Origin of the sequence: Corynebacterium sp. HMSC05H05 (genome assembly GCF_001807265.1) — a bacterium.
GTDB lineage: Bacteria > Actinomycetota > Actinomycetes > Mycobacteriales > Mycobacteriaceae > Corynebacterium.
Genome location: NZ_KV788397.1, coordinates 1 through 13847 on the forward strand (window position 1 = coordinate 1; position 13847 = coordinate 13847).

The 13847-nt window shown below is 62.9% G+C and carries 15 protein-coding genes; 5 read left to right on the plus strand and 10 right to left on the minus strand.

The window, feature by feature from the left end:
• Window positions 1–228 precede the first annotated feature (228 nt).
• From HMPREF3151_RS07340 to HMPREF3151_RS07350, 3 genes are read right to left on the minus strand one after another with little or no spacing between them, the layout of a single operon-like run.
• The gene (locus HMPREF3151_RS07340; protein WP_066513013.1) at window positions 229–960 is read right to left on the minus strand and encodes an ABC transporter permease; all 732 of its coding nucleotides are present in this window, start codon (window positions 958–960) and stop codon (window positions 229–231) included.
• Entirely contained in the window at window positions 957–1883 is a 927-nt protein-coding gene (locus tag HMPREF3151_RS07345) for an ATP-binding cassette domain-containing protein (RefSeq protein WP_011867677.1), read from the minus strand. The genes HMPREF3151_RS07340 and HMPREF3151_RS07345 overlap by 4 nt, the downstream gene beginning before the upstream one ends.
• On the minus strand, window positions 1880–2590 hold the full coding sequence (locus HMPREF3151_RS07350) for a phosphatase PAP2 family protein (RefSeq protein WP_080972059.1): 711 nt from the start codon (window positions 2588–2590) through the stop codon (window positions 1880–1882). The genes HMPREF3151_RS07345 and HMPREF3151_RS07350 overlap by 4 nt, the downstream gene beginning before the upstream one ends.
• Window positions 2591–2733: 143 nt before the next feature.
• On the opposite strand from HMPREF3151_RS07350, the gene HMPREF3151_RS07355 reads away from it, so the two are divergent.
• On the plus strand, window positions 2734–4125 hold the full coding sequence (locus HMPREF3151_RS07355) for a sensor histidine kinase (RefSeq protein ID WP_049063040.1): 1392 nt from the start codon (window positions 2734–2736) through the stop codon (window positions 4123–4125).
• Window positions 4122–4787 (plus strand): response regulator, encoded by a 666-nt coding sequence (locus HMPREF3151_RS07360; RefSeq protein WP_011867674.1) that lies wholly within the window; start codon window positions 4122–4124, stop codon window positions 4785–4787. Before HMPREF3151_RS07355 ends, HMPREF3151_RS07360 begins: the two co-directional genes overlap by 4 nt.
• On the opposite strand, the gene HMPREF3151_RS12230 is transcribed toward HMPREF3151_RS07360, so the two are convergent.
• From HMPREF3151_RS12230 to HMPREF3151_RS07370, 3 genes are all read right to left on the minus strand, one after another.
• Window positions 4784–4912 (minus strand): hypothetical protein, encoded by a 129-nt coding sequence (locus tag HMPREF3151_RS12230; RefSeq protein ID WP_255357142.1) that lies wholly within the window; start codon window positions 4910–4912, stop codon window positions 4784–4786. The two genes, HMPREF3151_RS07360 and HMPREF3151_RS12230, sit on opposite strands and share 4 nt — an antisense overlap.
• Window positions 4913–4997: 85 nt before the next feature.
• Window positions 4998–5615: a hypothetical protein gene (locus HMPREF3151_RS07365; protein ID WP_066513015.1), complete on the minus strand. Its 618-nt coding sequence runs from the start codon at window positions 5613–5615 to the stop codon at window positions 4998–5000.
• Window positions 5615–6172 (minus strand): hypothetical protein, encoded by a 558-nt coding sequence (locus tag HMPREF3151_RS07370; RefSeq protein ID WP_141741364.1) that lies wholly within the window; start codon window positions 6170–6172, stop codon window positions 5615–5617. Before HMPREF3151_RS07370 ends, HMPREF3151_RS07365 begins: the two co-directional genes overlap by 1 nt.
• Window positions 6173–6548: 376 nt before the next feature.
• On the opposite strand from HMPREF3151_RS07370, the gene mobF reads away from it, so the two are divergent.
• Entirely contained in the window at window positions 6549–9998 is a 3450-nt protein-coding gene (mobF, locus tag HMPREF3151_RS07375; protein WP_070474912.1) for a MobF family relaxase, read from the plus strand.
• A gap of 57 nt (window positions 9999–10055) precedes the next feature.
• Here mobF and HMPREF3151_RS07380 read toward each other — a convergent pair whose 3' ends face one another.
• Complete coding sequence (locus tag HMPREF3151_RS07380; RefSeq protein WP_070474913.1) at window positions 10056–10394, minus strand: hypothetical protein; 339 nt, start codon at window positions 10392–10394, stop codon at window positions 10056–10058.
• A gap of 60 nt (window positions 10395–10454) precedes the next feature.
• Complete coding sequence (locus HMPREF3151_RS07385) at window positions 10455–11057, minus strand: nucleotide-binding protein (protein ID WP_070474914.1); 603 nt, start codon at window positions 11055–11057, stop codon at window positions 10455–10457.
• Between the two features lie 77 nt (window positions 11058–11134).
• Between HMPREF3151_RS07385 and HMPREF3151_RS11585 the strand changes: the two genes are divergently transcribed.
• On the plus strand, window positions 11135–11386 hold the full coding sequence (locus tag HMPREF3151_RS11585; RefSeq protein WP_083290240.1) for a helix-turn-helix domain-containing protein: 252 nt from the start codon (window positions 11135–11137) through the stop codon (window positions 11384–11386).
• 327 nt (window positions 11387–11713) lie between these two features.
• Here the strand turns inward: HMPREF3151_RS11585 and HMPREF3151_RS11840 are convergent, their stop codons facing one another.
• Window positions 11714–11980, minus strand: a complete 267-nt coding sequence (locus HMPREF3151_RS11840) for a hypothetical protein (RefSeq protein WP_141741366.1) — start codon at window positions 11978–11980, stop codon at window positions 11714–11716.
• Window positions 11977–12510, minus strand: a complete 534-nt coding sequence (locus HMPREF3151_RS07395; RefSeq protein ID WP_070474916.1) for a ParA family protein — start codon at window positions 12508–12510, stop codon at window positions 11977–11979. Before HMPREF3151_RS07395 ends, HMPREF3151_RS11840 begins: the two co-directional genes overlap by 4 nt.
• Window positions 12511–12794: 284 nt before the next feature.
• On the opposite strand from HMPREF3151_RS07395, the gene HMPREF3151_RS07400 reads away from it, so the two are divergent.
• The coding region (locus tag HMPREF3151_RS07400; RefSeq protein WP_246815234.1) for a replication initiation protein at window positions 12795–13847 on the plus strand (1053 nt) is incomplete at its 3' end.

Consider the following 13847-nt stretch of genomic DNA (forward strand, 5'->3'; position numbering starts at 1 on the left):
TTTCTTGGCTCCCGCCCCAAGTTGCAACAGCACCTTCAACTGCCTCTGTCTAGTCTAGATGTAGTTGAACGGGTTTGTGAACACCCACTCGGCGAAATGCTCGCGATCGGCTCCTCCGGACCACTGTTCACATCAACGACCGTTTGTTGAACGGCGGTGTGAGTCAGCCCCAGCCCTGCGACGCCACGAACCGTCTTGGGCGGCGGATGCGAGGCGCAGGCCTGCCCATCACGCCGAGTCCCGTCGGACATGGGCACATAGCCCCGCGCCCGCCAGGCCGAGTGCCGGTACGAGAAGCGCGACGGCAGGAGGCCACACGGACATGCCTGCAGGGGCCTCTCCAAGTGCCTGGGCGAGGAGCATGTGGCTGGCGTTGAACGGCAGCCACGGCGTGATCGCCTCGAGCATCGGGACCATGGACGCGAGCTGTTCGATCAGGAGCATCCACGTGATCGGCGCGGCGACGGACACCGCGACGGAGCGCGTGAGGACGGCAAGCGCCGTCGCCATCGTCGCCCACAGGAGAACGACGAGGAGGTAGGCCGCGAGGTAGGCCCACCCTCGCGGCGACATGGCCAGCCCGTCGGGATAGAACGTCGCCGCGACGAGCGCGAGGCCGATGCCGACGACGTACGCGAATGCGAGGAACGCCCACTGGACCGCTGCCTGTGCCACCAACGAGGCCCATCGACTCTTCTGCGTGAGGAAGGACAGCGCCGTCGACCCCGCATTGATCTCGGTCGCGGTGTGTGTGCCGGCGAACACGATGGCCAGCACATGGAAGATGCTCACGCACTTGCCCAGATCACCGGCGTCGATCGGCCCTCGATAGGCCGGGTCGTAGACGATGCCCATCAGGACGATGGGGCCGACGCAGCAGCCGATCAGCAGCGCAGCGAAGATGCCTGTGGAGCGCACGGTGAGCAGTCGGCGCACCTCAGCTGTCAATGCTCGTGTCATCGCTCGGGCCTTTCTTTGCCATGTTCGGCTTCGGATGATCGGTCGGTGAGGCGGAGGAATTCCTCTTCCAGCCGGATCGGCTTGTCCGTCAGGGCAGTGATGAGCACGTCGAGGTCTCGGCAGGTCCGCGAGAGCGTGAGCGCGTCGGGGACCGTCTCGTCGAATGTCACGCAGAGTCCCTCGGGCAGTGCGGTTACGGGGACCCGCAGTCCGCGCAGAGCCTGCTCGACGCGTTCGTCGTCGTCGGTGCGGAGGAGCGCTTGGCGGCTGCGCGCGTGCAGAAGATCGGCGACGTCCCACTGGCCGAGCAAGCGGCCGTTGTCGATGACGACGAGGCGGTCGGCGAGGGTCTCCATCTCGCCGAGCAGGTGGGAGGAGACAAGGACGGCGTGGCCGCTCGCGGCGGCATCGCGCAGGAAGGCGCGCATCCACTCCATCCCCTGCGGGTCGAGGCCATTCATCGGCTCGTCGAGGACGATGTTGCGCGGTCTGCCCAGCAGGGCGGCCGCGAGCCCCAGGCGCTGCTTCATCCCGAGCGAGTAGCCGCCGATCCTGCGATGAGCTGCCTGGGTCAACGCGACGGCCTCGAGTACCTCCCAGGCGCGGCGGTCGGGTAGGCCGGCAGAAGCAGCGATGGTCGTCAGGTGCGCCAGTCCGGTCCGGCCGGGGTGGAACCAGGAGGCGTCGAGGACGGCTCCGACGACCTCGGCCGGCCTCGTCTGGGCGGTCAGCGGGAGCCCGTCGATGAGCACGGTTCCGGTGGTGGGCTTGTGGAGCCCGAGGAGGCATCGCATGGTCGTGGACTTGCCGGCTCCGTTCGGGCCTAGGAACCCGGTGATGGATCCGTCGGGGACCGTGAAGCTCAATCCTTCAACAACGGTCACCTGGCCGTAGCGCTTCGAGAGACGGTCGACCTCGATCATGCGCGCCCGCCCTGGGACCGGCTGGCCGAATCCGGATGGCCGTCCCGTCCGCCAGTCAGACGCCGGTCCAGCACCGGCGACGCCGCGGCGACGACGGCCGCGACGACGAGGGCACCGAGCGCGAGACCGGAGAGCACGTCGTGGACGTAGTGGACTCCGGCGGCCACTCGAGAGGCGGCGATCGCCAGCGCGAGAGGCAACGCGAACCAGGCGAGGCGGGGGACGACGAGGATGCAGGCGGTGGCGAAGGCAGCGGCCAGGACGGCGTGATTCGACGGCCACGACCAGTCCCCGCTCCCGGGGCAGCTGAGCACAGTGGCAGTGTCGACGACGCTGCAGGGCCGCGGCTCCTCGACCAGCAGCTTGACGGCCTCGCTCAATCCGTAGGCCGTGATCACGCCGAGTCCAGCCAGCGCCAGGAGCCAGAACCGCCGGCGCTCGCGCAGCCAGCACCAGAGAGCGAGGACGCCGGCGGTCGCCACGAGGGCAAGCAGACCGAATTCGGCCACGGATCCCACCGCCGAGGCCAGTGCCGAGCCCTCGGCGAGACCGGCGACAGCGGTGAAGAGGCGCTCACGCACCGGATACGTCGCGAGAGCGAGGGCAGCAAGAGCTGCGACGGCAATCAACAGCGCGGGCCACGGCACGGGGCGGGACGAGGATCTGCGCGACGTCGAAAGCGTGCGCGTCGAAGTTTCGTGAGTCATGAAATCCACGCTATGGACGCGGTTCGGCCTCAGAATCTGCCATGCGGGGCGACTCGTCTATGCCCACGGTCATACCGGCGAGGTGCTGCGCACGCCCGATCGAGGGAGGCGGCGAGCCCACGGTCCCCGGTAGAATGGAGCGCATGACCCTAATTGATCGTCCGTCTGCGCGCCGGAGCGTCGACGCGCTAACGGCGATCGGTTTCGGGGTGCTGGCCTCCGCGCCGGAGCCGGGCCTCTTCATGGCCCTGCTCACCGGCATCGCCGCGATCGCAATCGGGCTCTGGTCCAGGGGTCCGCGCGCGGGCCTGGGAGGACTGGCAGTGCTGGTCGTCGTGAGCATGGCCCGGGCCACGTGGCTCGACGGGCACTGGCTCTACGTCGCGGAGGAGTTGCCCCCGGCGCTCATGCGCGCTGGTGTGCCCTGGCTGATCGGTCTCGCCGTGCGCCAGTACATCGTCCTCGGGCGGAGGGCAGACCGCGAGCGAGAGCTGCGGCAGGTCCAGCGCCTGGCCGAGCTCAAGGAGCGCGCCACCGCCGACCGGCTCGCCCTCGCGCAGTCGCTGCACGACGACCTCGGCCACTCGTTGAGCCTCGTCGCGCTCAATCTCGGACGGCTCGAGATCGACCCGGCACTGCCCGAGAGCGCCCGCACCTCGCTCTTACACGCCCGCAACGACCTCGCCCACGCGGTCGAACGCCTGGGGGACTCCGTCTCCGACCTCAGATCCGGCGCTCCCGTGCTGCCAATGGGCGCAGCATCTGTCGATGCACTGCTGGCCCGGGCCCGCGCAGCCGGTGCGCGCATCACCGTGCAAGGACTGCCGGAACCCAGGCGGCTGCAGGACTTCGGAGGCGAGCAGGTCACGAGGGTCCTACAAGAAGCGATCACGAACGCAAGCAGGCACGCTCCCGGCACCCCGATCGACATCACCGCTGCCGACGTCGGTGCCGAGCTGCGTCTGAAGATCGAGAACGCCCTCGGCGAGACTCCTGCCGACGCGCACACAGCGGGCACGGGCCTGAGCACTTTGGAAAGTGAGCTCCGCGCCCACGGCGGAGAACTCGCCGCGGAGAAGACGGACAGTGCGTTCGTCCTCTCTGCGGTCCTCCCGACTCGCCGTCAGGAGCAGAGCACGCACGATGATCGCGCTGTGGAGGCGACGAGAGACGTCGATGAGAGCTCGACCGGCAGAACGAAGCTCCGCCAGCGACTGATTCTCGCCTCGACCGCGGCGATCGTCGTCGTCGGGCTCGCAGCGGTCGAGGCGCTGACGGTGGTGCAGAACCACCGCGCGCTGCTGTCGGCAGGGGCCTTCTCAAGCATCAGCGTCGGAGACGCGCGGGCGGAGACCGAGCGGATCCTGCCCGGCCACGAGCTGCCGGCCAGGCGGGGCGAGAACCGACCGGACGACTGCCACGACTACGCCGTGACCGCGAACACCTTTGACGACGCTGCCGGGGACGTGTACCGGATCTGCTTCGCGCAGGACGAGGTCTCCAGCACCGAGTACATCGCAGGAGGACAACGATGACAGCGACCGAGGCCCCGGTCAGAGTCCTGGTCGCCGACGACGACCCCCTCGTGAGGACCGGCATCGTCGGGATCCTCGACACCGATCCCGCCATCGAGGTCGTAGCCCAGGCCGCCGACGGAGCAGAGGCCCTGCGCAAGATCGACGCGCACCGTCTCGACGTCGCCCTCTTCGACATCCAGATGCCCGGGATGAGCGGACTCGACGCGCTGCAACGGCTCCGCTCCGACGGGAGCGCGCTCCCCTGCCTGTTCGTCACCACGTTCGGGGAGGACGACTACATCGCCGAGGCCATCCGGCTCGACGCAGACGGGTTTGTCCTCAAGTCCGGCGATCCGCGCCAGCTGATCGCCGGTGTGCACGCCGTCGCCGGTCGCGGAGCGTTCTTCTCGCCCTCGGTCGCCCGGCGTCTGCTCGACTCCGGCGTCTCGACGACGTACACCCAGTACGCGAGCGCCGTCGAACGCTTCGAACGCCTCACGGCTCGCGAGCGAGAGATTCTGATCCGGCTCAGCCAAGGAGAGACGAACGCTGAGATCGCGAAAGCGCTGCACCTCGCTCCCGGCACCGTCAAGGTGCACGTTTCCGCGATCCTGCGGAAGACTGAAGCGCGCAACCGCGTAGAAGCAGCCCTCATCGCCCTTCGCGCCGGACGAGCCTAGATCTTCTCGGGACGACGACGATCAGGCTTCGTCGTGCCGGAGCTTCGGAACGTCCGCGACGAGACCTTCGATGGTGTCTTCGGGGCGGAGACAAGCGCCGCGCAGAGGAGGTCGAAATCTGCCACGGCACCATTGTTCCCGAGTCGCGTCCGACCCTGCTCGCGCGGAGAAGGTCCCGGAGTAGATCTGGGGGCGTTCTTGTGGTCATTCTCAGAAGACGAAGTCGGCGGCTGTCTCGCCGACCTCGGCGCACATCGAAGCGACGTTGCTCGCCTCGATGTCGGTCCTGGACGTCGCAACGTCCGCGAAGTTCTTCAAAGTGTCCTCGGTGATCTCGACGCGTATCGATTCCGCCGCGACGTTCTCCAACGGCGACTTGCCGATCCACGTCGCCTCGAACGCTGCTCCATCGCCGCCGTCGACCCGCTCGAGGGTGGCGACGCCCTCGGACTTCGTCTGGCCGGCGCAGTTGACGATCCCGTAGGTGACCTCGCCCGCCTCCTCGTCGAGCACCCAGCGCTCAAGCGCGGGCGAGAAGTTCTGGATCGCGCGGAGATACTGGACATGCCCGTCCTCGACGCCCAGGTCCGCGGTTGCGCCCGACTTCTCGCCCTGGCCGCCTTCCTCGGTGCTCTCGTCGCCGGTCTCCTCGGCCGGGGTCTCCGGCTCGGTAGGCTCGGTAGCCGGTGCCGAGGGGACTGGATCCTGCGCTTCGGCATGGAACGCGGCGCGGTCCTCGTCGTCGCCGGGGTAGCTGCACCCGCTGAGCGCGAGAGCAGCGGCGGCCAGCAGTGCTGCGCCGATGGTCGTGATCGCCGCCTTCGTCATCAGACGTCACCCCTCTCGGCATCGGGCGTACCAGTGGTCGTCTTCACCTGGAGGCCCGACTTCGTCTTCATCTTCGAGACCAGGTTCGTGAACAGCTGCGGCGCGACGATGAAGGACGCGATGAGCGCCGAGGCGGCTCCGGCGATCCAGACGTTGCTGAAGATGCCGAGCGCCACCGAGAGTCCCCAGCGGAAGATCATGTAGCCGACGGTGAAGCCGAGCGCCAGCAGCGCCATCCGCCAGATGGGCGAGCGGCCCTGGAACTCCTGGAACTCGCGCCAGGCGGTCTTGAGCAGGCCGCGCGTCTCGCCGAAGTCCTTCCGGTTCTTCTCCGGGACGACGATCAGCCCCGCCTTGAGCATCATCGAGATGAGCTGCATGAAGAAGAAAAACAGGCCGGTCGCAGCCAGGTCCAGGGCTCCGGCGTTGGAGATCGCCCAGGCGGCCATGCCGACAGCGCCGCAGGCGAGCAGGGTGCCCAGCACCGTCCAGGCGTGGTTCTCGGGGCCGCCGCGGTCGAGCTTGATGTTGATGTTCTGGTCGGACATGGTCCTCACTCCTTCGTCTCGTCCAGCTTCGCGGGGCCGGAGATGATCTTGATGGCGTCGTTCGGCACGGGAGCGACGCTCTGCTGTGCCTCACCCGCCGTAGAGGAGGCCGACAAGCTGCTTCGCCATGTCCGCGGCGTCCGCCGCGATGAAAATCTCGTCATCGGTATCCAGAATCAACGCCACGGTCTCTTAGACCTCCGACCCCGACCGCCGGTTCCCGGCGGCGCCCCTGCCAACGCTTTTCACACTTTCTGGTGCCCTCCAAGACGAAAAGTCAGTTGCCGAAGAAATCTCTCTGTGAAATCTCTCTGGTACATTTGCAGTAAACTGCCGCAGCCCGCGCGGGCTGCGCTCGGACTGGCGGAAAGGTGGGTCACGGCACGTGCTAACGATTGCGAAGCTGCACGGCGAGTCCGTGGCTTATTACGAGTCCACTGTTGATCAAAATTCTGCTCAGAATGCGTCCGGAGTTGGGCCAGATTCGTATTACTCCGAGGACGGGACGAAGCCCGCGCGGGCCTGGATTGCCGCGCGTTCTCGCGCACAAAGCGAGCGTGTTTCGGCGGCACTTGGTGTTGAAATTGACGCCGAAATTCGCGGCGAGTCGGTGCGAGATTGGTTCAATAAAGCACTCGCGCCGAGCGGTGAGAAGCTGGGGCGCGCGCCAAAATCGACCGGTGTTCCAGGGTTCGATTTAACTTTCTGCGCCCCGAAAAGCGTGTCTGTTTTATGGGGATTCGGAGACGAAAGCGTGCGCCAGGCCGTCGATGCCGCGCACTCGCAGGCGGTGTCTGAAGCACTTTCGTATCTCTCCGAGCACGCCGGATACACACGCCGAGCCGATGATTTCGACCGCGATCTGATGGTGATTGATCGCGTCGAAGCACTCTCCGGTGTGAAGTATGAGCACCGGACAAGTCGCGCAGGCGACCCCCATGTTCACTCGCACGTTCTATTGGCAAACAAGCAACTGTGTGCCGATGGCAAGTGGCGAACACTCGATGGCGTGAGCCTGTATCACGAGGCGCGCGCGGCTGGAATGATCTACCAAGCAACGTTGCGTGAAGCGGTGACGAAGCAGTTCGGTCTCGCCTGGTCTGATGTGACGAATGGCTGCGCCGAGATTGCCGGCCTTGACGATGCAAAGTTGCTCAAAGCGTTTTCTACTCGCGCGAGTGAGATTGAGAAGTGGCGAGAAGAAAACAGCCTCGATGCCAGAGGCGCGTTTGAACGCATTGGGCAGAAGAAAACTCGCCAGACGAAAGACCTCGATGTCTCCTTAGAAGAACTAGAACGGCACTGGCGTGAAAGGCCCGAAGCCAAGGCTGTGCTCGCAGTGGTTAGCTCACTAAGCGGCGTCGAGACAGATAGTCAGTCGCGTCGTTACGCCGAGGCGGTGCTGCCGAGTGTGAGCGATATTCTCGGCGCTGTTGTCGCAGAGCGGTCTACGTTTACCCGCGCCGATGTGGTTGAGAAAATCGCGGAGATGATGCCTGTTGGGGCAGTCTCCCACGCTGACATGCTGGCCGCGATTGAGCGCCTGGCCGATAACGTGGTCGCACCTGACCTGTCGGATATGTCGGAGGCAGCATGGCCGGTTACACCGGAGAAGTCCCGCAAGTACGACAAGACCATGCGCGAAGGCTCGCAGCGGTTTACCTCGCGCAGCGTTGTGTCTGAGGTTGATCGCGCTATTGATCTGGCCTGCGACATGACCTATTCGGGTGTCGATGCATCGGAAATCAAGCCCATCGAGGGCGCGCTTTCTATCGAGCAGGCCGACGCCATGCGTGCTGTGGTGGAGTCTCCGTATCGAGCCAGCGTGGTGGTCGCACCGGCTGGCGCAGGCAAGACGTCGAGTCTGAAAGCAGCGCGCAGCGCATGGGAGAACGCGGGCAAAACCGTGGTTGGTCTGGCCCCGACCGGCAAGGCCGCAGATGTGATGGTGGGCGAAGACGTTGCGCACTCATCGTCCACAATCGCCCGAGCACTCAAGCGCGCAGAGGGTAAGGCCGGAGGATACGCAGCTGTGGCACTGGGGTGGGACAAGGACACCGTGGTCGTTGTTGACGAGGCCGGAATGGTGGCTACCCCAGATTTGGTTCGGGTGCTTGAAATCGCGCAATCCGCAGGTGCTCGCGTGGTCATGGTGGGCGATCCGCACCAGTACGGCGCGGTTAAAGCACGCGGTGGATTGCTTGCCACGCTCGCGCATGAGCTGCCGGACGCGGTGGAGCTGACCGAGGTATTCCGCCAGCATGACCCGGCAGAGCGAGAAGCTTCGAAGCGGCTGCGCAGTGGCGAAGCCCCAGATGTGGAGCGCGCTGCGACGTTCTACGCCGAGGCAGGTCGGCTTTCCGCAGGGTCTGTTACCGCCATGCTCGAAGACGCACTCGCAGGGTGGAAAACCGACGTCGAGGCAGGAAAGCAGTCCTTGCTTGTCGCCTCCACCAACGACTACGCCGACGCGCTTAACGCAGCGGCGCAAACGGCTATGGCCGAGCGTGGCGTGCTCGACATGCGCGAGGCGGTCAAACTCACCGGGAGCCAATTCGCCCACGTCGGAGACACAATCCTGACTCGCCACAACGACTACGACCTGGTGACGAGCGCGGGAGACGTGGTGCGCAACGGACAGCGCTGGCGCGTTGAAGCAATCCACGCGAACGGCTCGATCACCGCCCGCAGGAGTGATGACACTGGTGCCGCAATCGTGTTGTCGCCTGACTACTTGGGCGAGCACACTCAACTTGGCTATGCCTCAACCGGCCACAGCGCCCAGGGCGCAACCGTTGACGTCGCTCGTGTTGTCGCAGGTGTCGGACACATCGACCGCGCTGGCGTCTATGTGCCCATGACCCGCGGACGCGAGGGCAACTTCCTGTATCTAGCCGAGCAGATGCCAGGCGATACCGAAGCAGGCCACGGCAACGCAGAACCATCGCAGCGCAGGGAATCAACTGACTACGCCCGCGATCTTCTTGTCCAGGCAGCGACGCGAAACCGAACAGACGAAACGCCCTATGACGTCTTTAGACAAGCACGCGCTGATTGGGAACTGACCCATCTTGCTACCGGTGCGCGGTGGAACATCGAGCCAGCTAGAGGGGCGTACATGCGTCAGGCGGCTGAAACCCGTGAAGCTGCACGCATCGAGCGGTTCAGCAACTTCCACGCGCACCCGGCGGACTCCTGGATCAAGCAACCTTACGATCGCACACCGAAAGACCAGCTGGATTACTCGCTCATTGAGAGGTATCAAGAACCGCGCCGCGAAGCAGACGACCGCAGCGTCGAGGGGCATGAGGCCAAGCAGAATCGCCTCAACCGTGAAATCGCGGAGCTTCAAGAACAGATCAGCACAATCGACCAGCAAGCAAGCGATCTTGAAGATGAGCGGCGAGATGCCAACGCTGCGCTTGAACAGGCACAAGAAGGCCGGCGCACGCTCAAAAAATCGCTGCGCAAAGTCCACGCCGAGCGTGATGCGCGTGGACGGATCGCGAAGTGGCTCAACCCCAATGCGGGCCAAGAGGCGATTGATGCGATTGAGGCCGAACTCGCACGCGCAGACGCCAGATGTGACAAGTGGTCACAGCGCAGCGAGGATCTTCGCCAGGAGCGAGAAGAACTGCGGCAGCGTCGCGCTGACTTAAACGATCAGATCAACAGCAAAAAGAGCACGCTTGTATGGATCGACATGGAAGAACGCAGCGCAGATGCGCTTGAGCGTTTGCAGCAGCAACAGGCACGCGGTTACAGCACTTCGTCGGAGCAGCAGACGTGGGAGATGCCGCAGGAGCAGTCCAACGACTCCGGTATGGAGTTGTAAAAACCGCCTCGGTACAGCACCGAGGCGGCTGGGGTAAGCGGTGAGAAGGGGCGGAGGTTAGTTCACCTGGGTCGCGTACTTGTTTTCCTGGGTTTCCATAACTTTAAACGCGTGTTCCAGCGCGTCGGCGGGACTGTCGTGGAACGTGCCCAGTTCCACCGGAGGGGCGTCTTGTTGCACCTTGGGCGTTTCTTGCTTCTCGACAAAGTTGTTCGCCGCCAGTGAGAGTCCGGTGCCGAAAAATAAGACCAGGCCGAACAGAATCAACAGGCCGATAAGTGGGCCGATACTCAAGACCAAACCTGCGAAGAATCCATTGGCGCGGATCTGGTTGCGGACGATGCCGAATGCCGCGAGCACGAACACGGCGGTGACGATGTTGGCGGTGGTGAGCACTACTGACTGACTCCTTTTTTCTCGTGGTAGTCGATATCAGGCGTTTTGCCCTGCGAGGTACTAAGCGGCAACGAGTTCTTTTGCCAGGTCGAGGTACTGCGGCATAAGCGTGTCGAAGTCCTCCGGGAACTCATCGGCGCAGCAGATCGCGGTATCGAGCACCTTGCCACCTGCGCGCGTGGCTTCTGCGCGCACATCGTCGGTCACCGGGTTGCGCCACGGCGAGATAAGCGCGACAGACGGCGACGTTGTCCGCTTGAGCGTCTCAAGCGTGGGGCGCTCTGCCGCAAAGCTCGCATCTGTGGGCACGAACGTGACGTCGGCAAGGCCTGCGACGTCTTCGACAATCTGGCTGTCGTGGGAGGCAGTGTCGACAAGCAGCACGCCGTTGTCCCCGAGTTCGCTGTGGAGCGCGTCGATGCGCTGCTTGATATCGGTGACGCTGGCGCTGCGGTTTTCCAGCTCAATCGGCATGGCGTCGATCTTGAACGTGAATGCATGTCCGCTTTCCCCCAGCGCCTTTGCGAACGTTGTGCAGTCGTCTGTCGGGGTGAGATCCAAAACAGCCACGTTGTAGCCGAGTTGCTGGTACGCCTGCGCCAACATCAACGTCGCGGTCGTGCGGTACAGCCCGCCTTTTAGGTTCACGGTGGTCAAAATCATGGTCACTCCTCACTTCTCCCAGATAATGCTACTCATAGTCCGTCGACTTATAGTCGCCAACATTCGACGTTGAGGAGATGAATGATGACCGTGATCTTCTTCTCACGTTCGGGACTCGGCTGCGAGAAGCTCGGAAAGGCGCGGGGCTGACCCAAGAAAAACTCGCCCACGCCGCAGGCGTCGACCGCACCTATGTGGGGTCTGTCGAGCGCGGCGAGCGCAATCTCTCGCTGCTGAATATCCTTACCTTCGCCACCGCGTTAGATATAGGCCCGGAAAGTCTTGTTCATGGACTAACTAGAGGTCCATCAAATCGTGGAGCGCTCTAGCCTACGGGGTGATTGTTTTCGAGAAATAAAAAAGTAAGCCCCGGGGTTCCGGGGCTTACTTGTAGTTGCCGACTCAAGGGGCATCACGACTAGCGAAAACATATCCTTTAGAGGCGAATAAGCGCCCAATGTCAATGAAATCTTTTCCATAGGCGAACCTGCCTTTCTTCGCGTTGCGATTAAATAGATAACAATCATTGCAAGGGTGACGAAGACGTAGGTTAGGCACGTGGAGCCAATCGCTTTTGTTGATACCGACCCAGGCGCAAGGCCCCTTCAGGCAGCAACTTATATATACAATACACGCTTATGGGGAAAGTGCAACTTCTAATCAAGAAGGTTTTCGCGCTCCGCAGCTTCCCGTACCGCCCGGATGATGGTGTCAGTGATGGTGTGACGCCTGCCGTAGTGATCGGCCAGACGCTCGATTACCTCCCAATCCTCAATCGGGAAAGCAAACGACGTGCGGTGACGCTCGACGGACTTGCGTCCAGGTTTACCTCGGTCGGTGCCGAAACCTGCCCCCTCTTTGCGCGACTGCTCGTCTTTGACAGCAAGGGCAGAAAACGGGTTTGAAGAAGTCTTATCGCTCACTTGGTGGCCTCCACAATCTGATCCGTGAGATAGCGAATAGCGTGCGCAGCAGGACTGCTGGAACTGTGGGTTACTACCCCAGAGGGCGGTTCCGGAGTGTTTTTAAACGCGACAGCAGTCGGGACTTTGCCCAGAATGTTCCACTCACGCTCGTGGGCGAACTGCTCTAAATCCTGGCTCGCGCGACGGCTCGGGCTGTGCTCGTTGAGCACGATTCCAATCGGCGCAGTGACCTGCGAAACGAAATGCGCCGTCGGCGCCAAGTCGCGCGGAGACGGGCCTACCGGCACCACGACCAGATCCGCACTGTTAATCGCGGCCACGGTATCGGCGTCAGGACGCGCAGGCGTATCCACGAGTGCGTAATCGGCGTCCTCCACTTCATTGGTGCCGTGATAGGCACTCGACTGGTTGTCGAGCTGGTACGTCGTTACTCGTGCGCCGCGCTGCTCAAGCGTCCAGGCAACCTCGTCATAGAGCGTCGACTTTCCGACGCCACCCTTTGGGTTTGCAAAAACGATAGTCCGCATACATATGAAGCATAGTAAACATACTCCACATATGTAACACACGCTATATATCGTATATACGGTATATATCAGATATACGCTATATACCGTATATACGATATATAGTGAACATACCGCAGTAACGATATGTCGGATATGTACGAAATGTATTCGACATACCGTATGTCCGATATGTCGAAATGGTGCGTTTGTTAGTGCCTACCTCGATAAATCGCCGTGTCGGCCCTGCGTGTCACCAGTGAAATCACACGGCTGTGGTTTAGGCTGAGAAAAGTTAATCAGAAATGAATGAAGCCCGGAGCGGCGGCAACCGCTCCAGGCTTCGCTTATCACCCAGAGAGCACCTGGGAGAAAGCACGATCATGAGTGTACCAAGTTGGCACCAACTTTCTCGCACGTCAACGGCGTGTGTCGCCTCTCCTGCGCAAAAAGACTGCGGAGGACTTGACGATACCCCTGCCGGATACAACGACCGTGACGCGCTGCTCGCCCACCTTGGACGCGACGTCATTCACGCCAGCCACACAAGAGACTTCGCCAAGGCCTACTACACCGACAAAAACGGCAAACTCTGCCCGAGGATGTATCGCGTTGAGACGGAGACCTTCGCCAAGTGCCAGTACGCAGTGCTGACCAACAAGCAATACGCCGCCGTCCTCGTCGTGGACATTGACCAGCGCGGTGAAACAGGCGGACACCCCTCGAACTTGGCCGCACCCGTGCGCACGTCGCTGCGCGCCCTCATCGAGCACAACGTGGGGCCGGCATGGGTCGGCATCAACCCGCAGAATGGAAAAGCTCAAGCGATCTGGCTGATCGACCCGGTCTATGCCGACGAGAGCGGCGAATCTCGGCACATGCGCCTGCTTGCACGCACAAGCCGCACACTCGGTGAATACCTTGGCCACGACCCGAACTTTTCCCACAGATTCAGCCGCAGCCCGTTCTATACCGGTGACGATCCCACCGCCTATCGTTGGTACTGCCAGCACAAACGAGTGCACCGACTCGCCGATCTGCTCAAGGAGGTTCGCACCGTGGCGGATCTACCTCAACACGAGCAGCAGCAGCGCCAACGGTTCACCAGTGGCCGCGAACTGATCAACGCCGCCAAAGCACGACGCGAAGAAGCAGAAGCGTTTAAAGCCCTCGCCCAAGACGTCGAAAACGAGCTTGCGGACGGGCTAGAAAAGTACGACCCGGAACTCATTGACGGCGTGCGTGTCCTCTGGATCAGCCAAGGACGCGCGGCACGCGATGAAACCGCGTTCCGTCATGCACTCAAAACAGCCCACCGGCTACGTGGAGAGTGTCCGATTCTTTGTGTGCGGGGGTTT